10 protein-coding genes are annotated in these 15,437 nt (G+C 70.9%); 7 read left to right on the top strand and 3 right to left on the bottom strand.

The features are described 5' to 3' along the window. Window positions 1-45: 45 nt before the first annotated feature. Window positions 46-2,760 (bottom strand): aconitate hydratase AcnA, encoded by a 2,715-nt coding sequence (gene acnA / locus ACFVW8_RS07925; protein ID WP_389687226.1) that lies wholly within the window; start codon window positions 2,758-2,760, stop codon window positions 46-48. Window positions 2,761-3,250: 490 nt separating this feature from the next. On the opposite strand from acnA, the gene ACFVW8_RS07920 reads away from it, so the two are divergent. The 7 genes from ACFVW8_RS07920 to ACFVW8_RS07890 all read left to right on the top strand — a co-directional run bounded on the left by ACFVW8_RS07920 (window position 3,251) and on the right by ACFVW8_RS07890 (window position 13,111). Then, entirely contained in the window at window positions 3,251-4,525 is a 1,275-nt protein-coding gene (locus tag ACFVW8_RS07920; RefSeq protein ID WP_389687224.1) for an FAD-dependent monooxygenase, read from the top strand. Window positions 4,526-5,357: 832 nt separating this feature from the next. Further along, window positions 5,358-7,733: a nitrate- and nitrite sensing domain-containing protein gene (locus ACFVW8_RS07915; RefSeq protein WP_389687222.1), complete on the top strand. Its 2,376-nt coding sequence runs from the start codon at window positions 5,358-5,360 to the stop codon at window positions 7,731-7,733. Continuing rightward, complete coding sequence (locus ACFVW8_RS07910) at window positions 7,730-8,134, top strand: roadblock/LC7 domain-containing protein (protein ID WP_389687220.1); 405 nt, start codon at window positions 7,730-7,732, stop codon at window positions 8,132-8,134. The genes ACFVW8_RS07915 and ACFVW8_RS07910 overlap by 4 nt, the downstream gene beginning before the upstream one ends. A 71-nt stretch (window positions 8,135-8,205) precedes the next feature. Beyond that, a complete protein-coding gene (locus tag ACFVW8_RS07905; RefSeq protein WP_389687217.1) occupies window positions 8,206-9,405 on the top strand; it encodes an ABC transporter substrate-binding protein in 1,200 nt (399 codons plus the stop codon). Window position 9,406: 1 nt separating this feature from the next. After that, entirely contained in the window at window positions 9,407-11,551 is a 2,145-nt protein-coding gene (locus ACFVW8_RS07900; RefSeq protein WP_389687215.1) for a branched-chain amino acid ABC transporter permease, read from the top strand. Next, complete coding sequence (locus ACFVW8_RS07895) at window positions 11,548-12,342, top strand: ABC transporter ATP-binding protein (RefSeq protein WP_389687213.1); 795 nt, start codon at window positions 11,548-11,550, stop codon at window positions 12,340-12,342. The genes ACFVW8_RS07900 and ACFVW8_RS07895 overlap by 4 nt, the downstream gene beginning before the upstream one ends. A gap of 10 nt (window positions 12,343-12,352) precedes the next feature. Next, a complete protein-coding gene (locus ACFVW8_RS07890) occupies window positions 12,353-13,111 on the top strand; it encodes an ABC transporter ATP-binding protein (RefSeq protein ID WP_389687211.1) in 759 nt (252 codons plus the stop codon). A gap of 36 nt (window positions 13,112-13,147) precedes the next feature. Here the strand turns inward: ACFVW8_RS07890 and ACFVW8_RS07885 are convergent, their stop codons facing one another. Continuing rightward, window positions 13,148-14,365: an FAD-dependent monooxygenase gene (locus ACFVW8_RS07885; protein ID WP_389687209.1), complete on the bottom strand. Its 1,218-nt coding sequence runs from the start codon at window positions 14,363-14,365 to the stop codon at window positions 13,148-13,150. 191 nt (window positions 14,366-14,556) lie between these two features. Next, complete coding sequence (locus ACFVW8_RS07880; RefSeq protein WP_389687207.1) at window positions 14,557-15,309, bottom strand: TetR/AcrR family transcriptional regulator; 753 nt, start codon at window positions 15,307-15,309, stop codon at window positions 14,557-14,559. Between the last annotated feature and the right edge of the window lie 128 nt (window positions 15,310-15,437).

Here is a 15,437-nt window from a genome sequence, read left to right as displayed (position 1 = left end):
CCCGTCGCCGGGGGTGCGGCCCTCTCGCCGTACTGCCGCTGATCCCTACTTGCGGATCAGGCTGCGGAGCACGTACTGCAGGATGCCGCCGTTGCGGTAGTAGTCCGCCTCACCGGGGGTGTCGATGCGGACGACGCCGTCGAACTCCACACCGGTGTCGGTGGTGACCTTGACCGTGGTCGGGGTGGTGCCGTTGTTCAGCTCGGTCACGCCGGTGAAGGAGAAGGTCTCCTCGCCGGTGAGGCCCAGGGACTCGGCGGTGTGGCCCTCGGGGTACTGGAGCGGGAGGACGCCCATGCCGATGAGGTTCGAGCGGTGGATGCGCTCGTAGGACTCGGCGATGACGGCCCTGACGCCCAGGAGCGCGGTGCCCTTGGCCGCCCAGTCGCGGGACGAGCCGGAGCCGTACTCCTTGCCCGCCAGGATGACCAGCGGGGTGCCGGCGGCCTGGTAGTTCTGCGAGGCGTCGTAGATGAACGAGACCGGCGCGTCGCTCTGGGTGAAGTCGCGGGTGAAGCCGCCCTCGGTGCCCGGCGCGATCTGGTTGCGCAGGCGGATGTTGGCGAACGTACCGCGGATCATGACCTCGTGGTTACCGCGGCGCGAGCCGTAGGAGTTGAAGTCACGGCGCTCGATGCCGTGCTCCGTGAGGTACTTGCCGGCCGGGGTGTCGGCCTTGATCGCACCGGCCGGGGAGATGTGGTCGGTGGTGACCGAGTCGCCCAGCTTGGCGAGGACGCGGGCGCCCGTGATGTCGGAGACCGGGGTGGTCTCCATCGTCATGCCCTCGAAGTACGGGGGCTTACGGACGTACGTCGACTCGGCGTCCCACTCGAAGGTGTTGCCGGTCGGGATCGAGAGCGCCTGCCACTGGGCGTCGCCCGCGAAGACGTCCTGGTAGGACTTGTTGAACATGTCCTCGCCGATGGAGTTGGCGACGACGTCGTTCACCTCGGCCTCGGACGGCCAGATGTCCGCCAGGTGGACGGGCTTGCCGTCCTGGTCGACGCCGAGGGCGTCCTTGGTGATGTCGACCTTCATCGAACCGGCGATGGCGTACGCGACGACCAGCGGCGGGGACGCCAGGTAGTTCATCTTGACGTCGGGGTTGATCCGGCCCTCGAAGTTACGGTTGCCGGAGAGCACCGAGGTCACGGCCAGGTCGTGGTCGTTGACCGCCTTGGAGACCTCTTCCGGCAGCGGGCCGGAGTTGCCGATGCAGGTGGTGCAGCCGTAGCCGACGAGGTTGAAGCCGACCTTGTCGAGGTACGGGGTCAGGCCCGCCTTGTCGAAGTAGTCGGTGACGACCTTCGAACCCGGGGCGAGGGTGGTCTTGACCCACGGCTTGCGGGTCAGGCCCTTCTCCACGGCCTTCTTCGCCACGAGCGCCGCGGCGACCATGACGTACGGGTTCGAGGTGTTGGTGCAGGAGGTGATCGCGGCGACGGTGACGGCGCCGTGGTCCAGCTCGTACGACGTGCCGTCGGGGGCGGTCACGGTGACCGGGTTCGACGGGACGCCGTTGTGCGCGGCCGGCGAGTCGGAGGCCGGGAAGGACTCCTTGCCCGCCTCCTCGTCGTCCGAGACGTAGTTGCGCACGTCCTGGGCGAACTGCGCCTTGGCGTTCGCGAGAACGATGCGGTCCTGCGGGCGCTTCGGGCCGGCGATGGAGGGGACGACCGTGGAGAGGTCGAGCTCCAGCTTCTCGGAGAAGTCCGGCTCGGCGGCCGGGTCGAGCCAGAGGCCCTGCTCCTTGGCGTACGCCTCGACGAGCGCGACCTGCTGCGCGTCACGGCCGGTGAGGCGCAGGTACTTCAGCGTCTCGTCGTCGATCGGGAAGATCGCCGCGGTGGAGCCGAACTCCGGCGACATGTTGCCGATGGTGGCGCGGTTGGCGAGCGAGGTGGCGGCGACGCCCTCACCGTAGAACTCGACGAACTTGCCGACGACGCCGTGCTTGCGGAGCATCTCGGTGATGGTCAGCACGAGGTCGGTGGCAGTGGTGCCGGCCGGGAGCTCGCCGGTCAGCTTGAAGCCGACGACGCGCGGGATGAGCATGGAGACCGGCTGGCCGAGCATCGCGGCCTCGGCCTCGATCCCGCCGACGCCCCAGCCCAGCACGCCCAGGCCGTTGACCATGGTGGTGTGCGAGTCGGTGCCGACGAGGGTGTCGGGGTACGCCTGGCCGCCCCGGACCATGACCGTGCGGGCCAGGTGCTCGATGTTGACCTGGTGGACGATGCCGGTGCCCGGGGGGACGACCTTGAACTCGTCGAAGGCGGTCTGGCCCCAGCGCAGGAACTGGTAGCGCTCCTTGTTGCGGCCGTACTCCAGCTCGACGTTCTGCGCGAACGCGTCGTTCGTGCCGAACTTGTCGGCGATCACGGAGTGGTCGATGACCAGCTCGGCCGGGGCGAGGGGGTTGATCTTCGTCGCGTCACCGCCGAGCTCCTTGACGGCCTCACGCATGGTGGCGAGGTCCACGACACAGGGCACACCGGTGAAGTCCTGCATGATCACGCGGGCCGGCGTGAACTGGATCTCCTGGCTGGGCTGAGCCTGGGAGTCCCAGCCACCGAGCGCCCGGATGTGGTCGGCGGTGATGTTCGCGCCGTCCTCCGTGCGGAGCAGGTTCTCCAGCAGCACCTTCAGGCTGTAAGGGAGGCGCGCGGAGCCCTCGACCTTGTCCAGCTTGAAGATCTCGTACGACTCGTCGCCCACGCGCAGCGTGCTGCGGGCGTCGAAGCTGTTCGCCGACACGACAGTCTCCTTCATCAATGTGCGCGTAACTCCGCGCCGCGCCTCACTTCGGCGGGCGCCGCGTGGTGCCGCCTTCGGCGAACCGGCCATCCGCTAAGGTATGGATTAGTTAGGTAACCCTTACTGTGCGGCGGCCCGCTGTGCGCCTTCGGCATATATCTCGATGTCGAGATAACTCTAGTACATCACCGGGGAACGGTCATGTCAGGGCGTGCCTGCGCTGTGTCATCGAAGGCCGCGCGAGGTCACCGAAGCCTGATGGCCCGCCGTTTCGTCTCACCGAAAGCCTGAGTGGCCCGGGCCGGCTGTCCGCCCCCGCTGGACCTTTCGACGTCTCACAGTGCCGCACGCAGATCCGGCGTTTCCCATCAGCGTCTGCCGCGACCGATGAGTTTTGCGCGGATCCGTGGTCGATACGGCTGGATACACCGACAGTGGTGGGCCTGCGCCGGGGACATTCCCGCGCAGGAGGAAGCAGACGGAGGCTGTGATGAGCGTCGACGACTCCGACCGGGGGCACGCGATCCGGGCGGGCGGTCAGGGGGCGCGGGCGAGCCGTCCCAGGGTGTTGGTGGCGGGGGCGAGCATCGCGGGACCCGCGCTGGCCCACTGGCTGCGCCGGCGTGGGGCCGAGGTGACCGTGGTGGAGCGGGCTCCCGAGCTGCGCCCCGGCGGGCAGGCGGTGGACGCGCGCGGGGTGGCCAAGGAGGTCATCGGGCGCATGGGGCTGGACGCGGCGGTGCGCGCGGCGTGCACCGACACCGCCGGCGCGCACACCGTGGACGCGGGCGGACAGGTGCTGGAGACCTTCCGTGCCGAGGACGACGGTGGCGACGGGTTCATCGCGGACATCGAGATCCTGCGCGGGGACCTGTCCCAGGTGCTCTACGACGACACCCGCGACGGCGTCGAGTACGTCTTCGGCGACCGAATCGCCGGGCTCGCCCAGGACGCGGACGGGGTCGACGTGGTCTTCGCGGGCGGCAGCCGGCGGCGCTTCGACCTGGTGGTCGGGGCGGACGGGCTGCACTCGGAGCTGCGAGCGATGGCCTTCGGGCCGCATGAGGGCTTCCTCCGCCACCTCGGGCAGGTGCTGGCCTTCTGCAGCGTGCCCAACGAGTTCGGGCTGGACCGCTGGCTGCTGGAGTACCAGGATCAGGAGTCCGGGCGCTCCGCCCTCCTGCGGCCCATCCAGGACGCCACCCGGGCGATGGCCATGTTCTACTTCGCCTCGGCCGGCTTCGACGTCGACCACCGTGACGTCGCAGCCCAGAAGGTCCTGCTGCGGGAGCGGATGGCGGGCCTGGGCTGGTTGGTCCCGGACATCCTGGCGCACCTGGACGACACTCCGGACTTCTACCTCGACCAGGTCGCCCAGGTGGTGATGGAGCGCTGGTCAAAGGGACGGGTGGGGTTGCTCGGGGACGCGGCGTTCAGCTCGTCGCCGATGTCCGGGCAGGGCACCGGGCTGGCACTGGTCGGTGCCTACGTGCTGGCCGGAGAGCTGGCCGCTGCCGGATGGGACCCGGACGCCGGGTTCGCCCGCTACGAGGCGCGGATGCGCTCGTTCGTCGAGGCCAACCAGGAGATCGGCCGGTTGAACGCCCGCAGCCGCGACGTCCCCGGGCCGGACGCCGAGCCGCGCCCCGATTTCGCCGGCGCATGGTTCACCGAGCTGGTCGGGCGCGCGATCAACGGCGTCGAGCTGCCCGACTACGCGGAGGTGCCGGACTACGCAGCCGCGGCCGGGCCTCCGGTCACCTAAGGGCTGTGCCGCAGGTGTCACACAGCATGCCGAGAAGCGCCACGCTTCGGCAGGACACCGCCGGACGGCCTCAACGGACACCGGCGCCCGTCCCCGCCGCCCGCACCCGCACCCGCACCCGCACCCGCAGCGACCGCTGGCCACGAGGCTCCGCTCCCACCGGGCGCACGGAAGGATCGTCCTCACCACCCCGTGGGAACGCCCGGGCGAACAGCCCTGGCATCCACGGAGCACACCCTTCCGTTTATGACCGGCCGGCCCGCGCCCTCCGGGGCGGCGGCCGCAGGCGTAGGAACTGCCGATCCGCCCTCACCGCCCTTGCAATCCAAGGCAGTTCGGAACGTCAAACCTTCAATCTTTCTCAAGTCACCGTCGCACGGCTGGATCTAACCTTTTCGCAACGAGATTCGGGGATCGATCCGGCGGTCAAGTCGGCGCGCCGCAAAGTCTCATGAGCGGCCGGCCCGCCCCTGCGCGGACGGGTGGTGAAGTACCGGTGCGCTGGTCAGGCACGGTCCCGCCGCATCTCCCGGGGTAATCCGCCCGGCTCGGAAGGGTTTGCCATCCGAGCGAATGTGACCGAGTTGGACCACTCCTGCACCATTGAGTGCGCACAAATTTCGGCGATGTACCCATCCGTAGCGATGTCCCACGGCATAGGATCATGGCGCGCCACGGGGGCCCCGCCCGCCCCTTCTGCCCCATCCACAACGGTGCAGATGATGTGCCGACGTCCCCAGCGACACCCTCCACGCAACCCCCCACACAACCCGTTAACAGGTATCTGCGTGTCACCGATACTCAGCACCGGTTCCGGCGATGGAGCCGCGCAGTGAAAATCAATCGTCGCCTCGTTCTTCTCGTCACCGCACCGCTCACCGTGGCCGTCACCTTCTCGGTGCTGGCCCTCGCGCCCGCAGCCAACCACGCGCTCCAGGCCAACCGGCTGGCCTCGATGACCGATGCCGCTTCCAGCGCAGGCGAGTTGGCCCACCGGTTACAGCGTGAGCGGGCGGCAGCCACCGCGCTCGTCTCCAAACAGGGGGATGCGGACGCCTTCCGCTCGACTGCCGACTCGACCGACGAGAGCATCACGGCATTCCAGGGCCGGACCAGACATCTGTCCGAGGTGCCGGACAGCGCGCAGGGCGCCCTGGACCGCATCGGGCGCTTCATCGACGAGATGCCCGCACTGCGCGCACAGGTGCGCTCGGGCAGCAGCACCATCTCCGCGCTCGCCTTCGGCTACCGGATCGTGATCGCCGACCTCAACAGCTACCGCGACGGCATCGCGCAGGCGGACGGGGTCGACGCCGGCATCGCGGACCGGATCCGCGCCGCCGCCGCCCTGTCCGAAGCAGCCGAGCACACGGCCCAGCAGCAGGTCACCGTCATGAGGGCGCAGGCCGCAGGCGGCTTCACGACCGCGTCGCAGCGGACGTTCGACGCCGGCCGGCTGGGCTACACCGAGTCGATCGGCGTCCTGTTCGACCTCGGCCCCGGCGAGTGGCGGACCTGGCTGGAGCGCACCCTTTCCGGCGCGAAGGCGCTGGAGGCCCGACGGCTCGAGGACGAGATCGGGCGCATCGGTACGGGCAACGACATCGATGTCGCCCCGAAGAAGTGGCAGAAGGCTTTCAACGACCGTCAGACACTGCTGCGTTCGGTGGAGAAGCGGATCGACGAGGCCGTCTTCACCACCGTGTCCGATGCGCGCACCACGCTCATGTGGACGGCCGGGGCCGAGGCCGCCCTGGTGGTACTGACCCTGGTCGGAGCCTTCCTGGTCGCCATCCGCCTGGGCCGCGTGATGATCCGACGGCTGCGCGATCTGCGCAATGCCGCGCACGAGGTCGCCCACGCCGGACTGCCCGCCGTGATGAGTGAGCTGTCCCGGCCGGGCGCACTCAGTGGGTCGACGCCCGAGGATGTGGCCCGGCGGACGGGGAATCCGGTCAGGATCACGGGCAAGGACGAGATCGGCGAGGTCGGTGAGGCGTTCAACGCCGTCCACCACGAGGCCGTACGCCTGGCAGCACAACAGGCCCATATCCACGAGCAGTTCGCCGAGACGCTGGTCGGTGTCGCCCGCAGGGGCGCCCAGTTGACCGCTGTCATGGTGTCCGAGATGGACACCGTTCAGCGCGACGAGGCCGACCCCGCGCGGATGAAGACCTTCTTCGCCCTCGACCACCTCGCCATCCGCATGGAGCGCAACACCAACAGCCTGCTGGTACTGGGTGGTTACGGGCACGCGCGGGTCCGCACGGCCGACGCCGCCTGTTCCACCGTCGTCGTGGCGGCGGCCCAGCAGATCGAGCGTTTCGACCGGGTGTCCCTCGGTGTCGTCGAGTCGGGTATCGGCATAGCCGCCCGCGCCGTGCACGACGTCGCACACATCCTGGCGGAACTCCTGGACAACGCGACCCGGTTCTCGCCTCCCGACAAGCAGGTCGGCGTCGCCGTGTGGCGGCTGTGGGACCGCGCCGTCGTGCAGGTCGTCGACGAGGGTGTGGGCATCAGCGCAGAACGCCGCGCCGTCCACAACGCCGCGCTGCGCGAACCTCAGGCCGGCATCGGAGACGTGCGGTCCATGGGTCTGCGGGTGGTGGCACGGCTCGCCGCGCGGCACGGCATCGTTGTCGAACTGCGCGACTCCTCCGGCCCCGGCACCATCGCCGAAGTCACGCTGCCGGCGAAGGTGCTTGCCGCGGCCCCGGTCGAGACACCGCCGTCACCGAGCACGCCGGGCGACGACCGCGGCGCCGAAAGCCAGGGCGGCGGTGTGCGCTACGAATCACCTCGTCCGGTCACACAGCCCGGACCGCCCGTCCGCAAGCCGCTGCAGAGCGCGAGGCCCGACCACGCCCCGATCGGTTCGGTGGCCGCCGCCACGCCTGAGCGGGAACACAGCACGACTCCGGCCCCGCATCCCGTGCATGACGAACCGGCTTCGCGCACCACCGCGGTGAGCTCCTCGGGGCTGCCCCTGCGGCAGCGCGGCACGCCCCAGCAGTGGCCCACCCTGGGCAAACGGGACGGCACCGAACAACGTGCCGGCACCGGCTCGCCGAAGCCGTCGCCCCGCCGCCGGGACTCCCGGCAGGTATCCGACGTCCTGGCGGCCTACGCCCAGGGGATCAACAGGAGCACGAGCCACCGTGGGCGCTCCGTCACCGACGACGACACCGAACGGACCAAGAAATGACCTCTCCCACCGACCTCAGCTGGATCCTGAGCGGTTTCGCCGGGCGTATCCCGGAAGTCACCCAGGTGATAGCCGTGTCCGTGGACGGCCTCGCGCTGGCTTACGCCGGGGTGGAGCGGGACGACGCCGAGCGGCTGGCCGCCATCGCCTCAGGCGTCGTCAACCTGCTGTCCGCCGCCGCCCAGTTGACGAACACCGATCCCGTCGAGCACAGCCTCACCGCGATGGAGGGCGGCTACATGTTCTCGATGGCCGTCTCCAGCGGCGCCTCGCTGCTGGTGACCACCACCAGGGACGCGGACATCGGTGAGGTCAGCTACATGATGTCCGAACTGATCAACCAGGTCGGTGACTCGCTGTCTCCCCAGGTCCGCGACGCGAGCCTGCCGCCCGCTCGCTGATCGCCGCTGTCCCCCGCACATCGGTCCCGCTCCAGCACGGTCCCTCCCGCCACTCCCCGATGAGAGCCCCCATGTTCTTCGACATATCCAGTACCCGCCGCCGCAGAATCCGGCCGGTCTGCGCCGCCGCCCTCGCCCTCGGCCTGGCCGCCGTCACCGGATGCAGCAGCGACAGCGGTGGCGACGACACGGTGAAGGTCGGCCTGGTCGCCTCGCTGTCCGGCACCTACGAGCCGGTCGGCACCGAGCTGCGAGCCGGCTTCGAGCTGTACCTGAACACCCACGACCACAAGCTGGGCGGACGCAAGGCCGAGCTCGTGGTGGCGGACGAGGGCGACGGCCCGCCGACCGCCGTTCCCGCCGCGACCAAGCTGGTCAAGAAGGACAAGGTCGACGTGCTGACGGGCCTCGTCAGCGGTGGCTCGGTCAACGCGGTGCTGCCCCTGGTCAACCAGGCGAAGATCCCCTTCCTGGGGTCGAACGCCCGGCCGCCCGTCAAGGACCTCGAGTACGTGTGGACGACGAGCTTCCTGTCCGACGAGCCGGGCAAGGCCATCGCCCCGTACGTCAAGAAGAAGGTCGACGGACCGGTCTACGCGATCGGCCCGGACTACCAGGGCGGCTACGACGAACTGCGCGGCTTCACCAAGGAGTTCAAGCGGGTCGGCGGGAAGCTCGCCAACCCAGGCGGCAAGACCACCTGGACGCCGTTCCCGAAGACCACGAACTTCATGCCCTACTTCGCCGACATCGCGAAGACGGACGCCAAGGCGGTGTACTCCTTCTACGCCGGCAAGGCCGCGATCGACTTCGCCAAGCAGTACGCCCAGTCCGACGTCGCTGATCTGCCGCTGTACACGGCCTTCGTGACCGAGGGCAGCGTGCTCCAGGCTCAGGGCGCCGCGGCGAAGAACATCTACTCGGTCCTGAACTACGCGGCCGACCTCGACAACGAGGCCAACCGCAAGTTCGCCGCCGACTGGACCGCCGAGCACGACACCCAGCCCACCACGTACGCCATGGCGTCGTACGACGCCGCTTCCGTCCTGGACAAGGCGATCGCCAACGCGGCGAAGAAGGGTGACGTGACCCCGCAGACCATCAACAAGGCCATCGCGGACCTGGGGCAGATCGACAGCCCTCGCGGCGCCTGGGAGTTCGGCGAGAAGGCGCACTCCCCGGTGCAGAGCTGGTACCTGCGTCAGGTGCGGCCGGACGGGGCCCAGCTGGCCAACGTCATGGTCCAGGACCTGGCGACGCTCGGCAGCTGAGATGGGACTCCTTGACGCCCACGTCATACCGGCGGTGGATGGCGTGGCCTACGGGCTGCTGCTGTTCGTGGTCGCCGCCGGCCTGAGCCTCGCCTTCGGCACCGCCGGTGTGCTGAATCTGTCGCACGGCACGCTGTACGCCATCGGCGCCTACACGGGGGCCGAACTGGGCGACGGCACCTGGGGCGGCCTCGCCCTGGGGCTGGCCGCCGGAACCGCGGCGGCGTGTGCCGCCGGGGCGGCGCTGTCCGCCGCGACGGCGCCGCTTGCCAGGCGTGGGCATCTCGCCCAAGCACTGCTGACGTTCGGGCTCGCCCTGATCGGTGGTGATCTGCTCATCCAGCTCTTCGGGGCGGACGAGCTCCCGGTGCGTGTCCCCGAGGCGCTCGACACCTCGGTGACGTTGCTGGGTCACCGGTACCCCGCGTACCGGCTCGGCTTCATCGTGATGGCCGTGCTGCTCGCGGCATTCGGCACCTGGGTGCTGACCCGGACCCGGATGGGCACGGCGGTACGGGCGGCCGCCGACGACCCGCAGATGCTCGCGGCCACCGGGCACAGCCCCCGGGCGGTGCACACCGGGGTGCTCGCGGCTGCGGGTGCGCTGGCCGGTGCGGCGGGCGTGCTCGGGGCGCCGATCATCGGTCCCGGGCCCGGCACGTCCGAGAACGTACTGATGCTGTCTCTCGTGGTGGTCGTACTCGGCGGGCTGCGCTCGCTGTGGGCGACGCTCGCGGCAGCGGTCGCGGTGGGCGAGGTGCAGACGCTGGGGGTCTCGGTGGTGCCTGACCTGGCGCCCTACCTGCTCTTCGCAGCGATGGCGGCGGTGCTGGCCCTCCGCTCCCGCTTCGCCGAGCCGGCCACCGCGCAGGGACCGCAAGGCCCCTCACCGGACCCGGTTGCCCGGCTCCGCCGCCATCTCGCCGCCCGGCTGCGACAGCGGCCCCGCGAGGCGGCACGGACGGGACGGGACGGGACGGAACGCCGGCCGGCGGTGACTCCGGGGACGGACGGTGCGACGGGAGCGTCCGGCGATGCCACATCCGCTGCCCCGCCCAGGGGTTCGGCCGGAGCGGCGCCACCGCCCGGCAGGGGCAGGAGCGTGCTCGCCGGTCTCGGACGGCTTCCGCACGGCAACGCGTGGCGGCGGGCCTCCCCGTTGCTCGTACTGCTGGTGGTGCTGATCGCGCTGCCGGCGATGCTCGACTCGTACAGCATCTCGCTGGCCGGGTCCGCCCTGGCTCTGGGGCTGCTCGCGGTCAGTGTCACGATCCTCACCGGCTACGCCGGACTGCCCACCCTCGGGCAGACCGCGCCGTTCGCCGTCGGCGCGTACGCCACCGCCAATCTCGCGGACGCCGGGTGGACCATGGGTCCGGTCCAGATCGTCCTCTCGGCGCTCGCGGCCGCGGTCTTCTCCGCGGTGACGGGTCCTGTCGTGATCCGGGCCCGCGGCACCACCGTGCTGATGATCACGCTGGCCGTCGGCGAGCTGACCGGCGCGGTCATCAACCAGTTCAAGTCCGCCACCGGCGGCGCCGACGGCCTCGTCGGCTTCCCGGCCACACAGGCGCTGTGGAGCGGGGAGGGGATGTCCGATGAGAGCGAGCTCTACTCGTACGCACTCGTCGTCGCCGTCATCGCCGTCGCCGTCACCCTGCTCGTGCTGCGCTCCCCTGCCGGGAAGCTGCTGACCGGCACCCGGGGCGCCGAGGCCCGGATGCGCGCCTCCGGGCACCCGGTGGGGCGCTATCTGCTCGTGGCACACATCTGCGCGGGCGCGCTGGCCGGCGTCGGCGGCTCGCTGATGGTCACCGTCCAGCAGTACCTCTCCCCCGCCGACGTCGGCTTCGAGATCGCCGCGTTCGCGCTGCTGGCGGCCGTCATCGGCGGTACGACATCCGTGATCGGCGCTCTGCTGGGCGCCGGGCTCATCGTCATGACCCGGGACTGGGTGGCCGGTTCCTGGCCCGGTCACGGCCCACTGCTGCTGGGCGGCCTGTTCGTCGCCGCCGTGTACCTGCTGCCCCGCGGTCTGGCCGGCCTGCGCGGTGGTGGCCCGAGCGGTCCGGAGCCGGACGGGCAGCCGCCCGAACAGCTCTCGTCCGCACCGGCCCCGACCCACGCCGGGAAGGTCTCCCCATGACGCCCGCCCCGACGGCCGCATCGCCGCCCCCGGTCCTGGACCTCAGCCGTCTCACCCGGAGGTACGGCAGCCTCACCGCCGTGGACGACGTCAGCCTGCGGCTGCCTCCTGGCGCCCGGCACGCCGTCATCGGTCCCAACGGCGCCGGCAAGACCACCCTGCTCAACCTCATCGCGGGCACCGACCGGCCCGACCACGGCACGATCGCGCTGGACGGCAGGGACATCACTCGCAGGTCCACGGCCGGACGCAGCCGTCTGGGCATCGCCCGGAGCTTCCAGCAGCCTTCGGTCATAGCCGAGTTGACGGTGCTGGACAATGTCGTACTGGCCGGCTGGACCCACCATCCGAAGCGCCGGGGCGCCTGGCGCAGCCCGTCCCGCTACCGGCTGCACGCCGAGTCCGCGGGCCGTCATCTGGAGACGGTCGGCCTCGCGGACCTCGCCCACCGGCCGGCCTCCGCGCTCTCCCACGGGCAGCGCCGCATGCTCGACCTCGCCGCCGCGCTGGCGGGCGACCCGCGCCTGCTGCTCCTGGACGAGCCGGCGGCCGGGCTGACCGACCGTGACATCGGGCGGCTGCTCGGCATCCTCGGCGGTCTGCCGGAGAGCGTCGCGGTCATCCTGGTCGAGCACCATGTCGAGGTCGTCGCCCAACTCGCGACGACGGTGACCGTGCTGGCGGCGGGGCGGGTACTCGTCACCGGGCCGACCCAGGAGGCGCTCACGCACCCGGAGGTCCGCGAGGCGTACCACGGCGCCGGCGCTTCCGGCACCGAAGCGAGAGGATGACCGGCCCCCGATGCTCGAACTGACCGGCCTGACCGCGGGCTACCACGGTGGCACCGTCCTGCACGGGCTCGACCTGTCGGTGCCCGCCGGCACGGTGCACGCCGTCGTCGGCCACAACGGCGCCGGCAAGACCACCCTCGTCCACACCGTCGCCGGGCTGATGCGTCCCGGAGCCGGCACCGTACGCCTCGACGGCCGGGACGTGACGGGGCAGCCGGCCCACCGGATCGCCCGTGCCGGGATCGGCCTCGTGCCGCAGGGCCGCCGCGTGTTCGCCGGACTGACCGTCGCCGAACACCTGCGGCTGTCGTACCGTCCGCCGCGACGCGGCGACACCACGCGCCCCAGCGTGTGGACTCCCGCCCGTGTCCTGGAACTGCTGCCCCGGCTGGGCGAGCGCCGCGGCAACCGGGGTTCGGCGCTTTCCGGCGGCGAACAGCAGATGCTGGCCCTGGCCCGGGCGCTGCTCGGCTCGCCGAGCGTGCTGCTGCTCGACGAGCCGACCGAGGGCCTCGCACCCGTGCTCGTCCAGCAGGTCCACGACCTGGTCACCACACTGGCGGGCGAGGGCATCGCCGTGCTGCTGGTCTCCCCCAGCCCGGTCCGGGCGGCCGAGTGTGCCGACACGCTCACGGTTCTCACCTCGGGGCGGCTGACGCTGCGCCTGGACGGCGCGCGTGCACGGGCCGATGCCACCGCGCTCGACGCCGCGCTCGAACTCTCGCCGACGGCCGTGCGGGACGCGGGCGGTTCGGCCGCGGGGCGGTGACCGGAAAGCGGCCACCGCCCTCGTCCCGTTCGGGAACTAGCCGGCCTTGATGCTGTGGCCGCCGAAGCCGCTGCGCCGGTCGGAGCCGCTGTTCTGGTTCTGCCACCACGCGTCGAACTCCGGCTGGCCCATGGCGGACCAGTCGGGGGTGTTCTCGACCTGCGCGCTGCCCATCCTGCGGGCGAGCGCGACCATGGCCGCCCCGACCGCGCCGCGCCCGGCGTCGTAGGTCTCCAGGACCTCCTTCCAGCTGTCCCCCGCCACCCACGCCGCCTCCAGGGCATTGGCGTCCTGGAGTGCCTTCACGCTCCCGCCGCCGATGTGCGGCCTGGCGACGCTGGCGGCGTCACCGACCAGCACCATCCGCCCGGAGGTGTAGTGCGGGACCTCCAGGTCGTAGATGGGCTGGATGAAGGTGGTCTCGGCGGGGGTGCGGAGCACCCTGGCCGCCCAGTACGGCGGGAAGTTGTCGGCCACCAGGGCGCGCAGGTACGCCGTGAGTTCCGAGTTGAGCCGGCCCGGCGGCAGGGAGGTGGGGGTCCGCAGGTCGGGGTGGAGGCCGTCGGTCTGCGGAGGGGTGGTGTAGAGCACCCAGTTGAGCAGGTGGCCGCCGGCGCCGTCCGGGATGCGGTAGATCATGCAGTGGCCGCCGGGGAAGACGATGTTGTGCGCGTCGTGTCCGTCCGATGGCAGGTCCGCCACGTCCTGCGACGTTCCGCGCCAGCCGATGTATCCGGCGTACGCCGCGTCCGCACCGGGGAACATGGCCTCCCGGACGACGGAGCGGTACCCGTCCGCCCCGATCACGACGTCGAAGTGCTCCTCGTGCCCGTCCTCCAGCCGCAGTGTCACCCCGTCGGCGTCCGGCTCCACACCGGTGACCACCGCACCGGACCGGTAGGAGACCTCGTCGGGCACCCGGCGGCGCAACTCGCTCCACAGGGAGCCCCAGCTGTAGGCACGGAAGGGGAACGGCTGCTCGCCGACGACTCGGCCGTGGTCCGCCTCGCCGTCGCGCGCGCTCCACACCCGCCGGCTCAGCGGCGCCCAGGGCATCTCGGGGGCCACGTACCCGGCGTCCCTCAGCTCGTCGAACCGGTCGCTGTGCAGGGCGATTCCCACTCCCCTGTCACGGAGCCGGTCGTCCGCGCGTTCCAGGACGGTGATCCTCTCGGCTCCGCCGCGCGACGCGGCCAGGGCCGCGGCACACCCCGCTATGCTGCCGCCGACCACGGCGATGCTGCCTCCACGCATGAATGGCGCTCCTCTCACTCAGTGGTCCGGTCGCCGTTCCGGTTACTGCCACGCCGGCGGTGCACCGGTGGCAACTCCGCTTGAATCGACGCTCGTTGTCCCGATCCGTGCGACCGGGACCCGGACGGAACCCTATCGAGGAGAGAGGGCCCCCAAGGGGCCGGCCGGAGACGGCGACCACGCCCCGGGGCTCACTGGACGTCAGATGCATGCACGTGCACCGGGATCCGGCGGTGGATGTCGTCCAGGAGGTTCCGCATCGCCATGCGGAAGATCTCTGCCTGATGGTCTCCGAGGAACGCGGTGTGCCCGAACACCTCCAGTACGACAAGGCCGTTCAGGTGCCCCCATGCGCTCATCAGAAGAGCGGTGGCGGGCGGCGGCAGATGGCCGAGCCCGTAGTGCGGCAGCTGTTCCAGGTGGGTCCGGAGCGAGGGCGAGAGCGCCGGGGCATCGGCCGCGGCAAGCTGCTCCTCGGTGAACCCGCCGAACACCTCGCGCTCGAAGATCGCGCTCATCCGGCGCATCGCCCGGGTGGTCGGCCCGTCGGTGGGCGCCGCGTAGTCCCGCAGCGGCGTGCCGTAGAGGAGCTGGAAGTGCTCGGGGCGCTCGATGGCCCAGCGCCGGTAGCCCTCGGCCGCGGCCACCAGTCGCGGCAGGTCCGCGTCGTCCGGCGCGGTGTCGACGGCGGCCTGCACGGCATCCGCCAGGTCGCCGTACGCCTGGGTGATGAGCGCCGTGACGAGGACATCCCGGCTCGGAAAGTAGTGGTAGAGCGCCTGCACGGTCATCCCGAGATCGCGGGCGACCGCCCGCAGGGACAGGGCCGCGGGCCCGTGTGCGGTGATGTGGCGCCCGGCGGCGTCCAGGATCTCCTGGGTGGCGGCGGCCCGGCGTCGCTGACGCAGGGAGAGCGGGGCCGTTGCTGGTTCCTCGGCAGACATACGGCGACCGTACGGCCGCCATCTCCCGCCGGGCAACGGAAAGTTGCCCACTGTGAGGAAAATCTAACACTGCCAAATTCCCTTGCCTCTCGCTAGCGTCACTCACGGCGACAACGAGTGCGACAGAC

The sequence above is a fragment of the Streptomyces sp. NPDC058221 genome, from assembly GCF_042882365.1.
GTDB lineage: Bacteria > Actinomycetota > Actinomycetes > Streptomycetales > Streptomycetaceae > Streptomyces.
The sequence above is the reverse complement of the archived record's forward strand: the minus strand, read 5'-3'. Positions and strand labels throughout refer to the sequence as shown.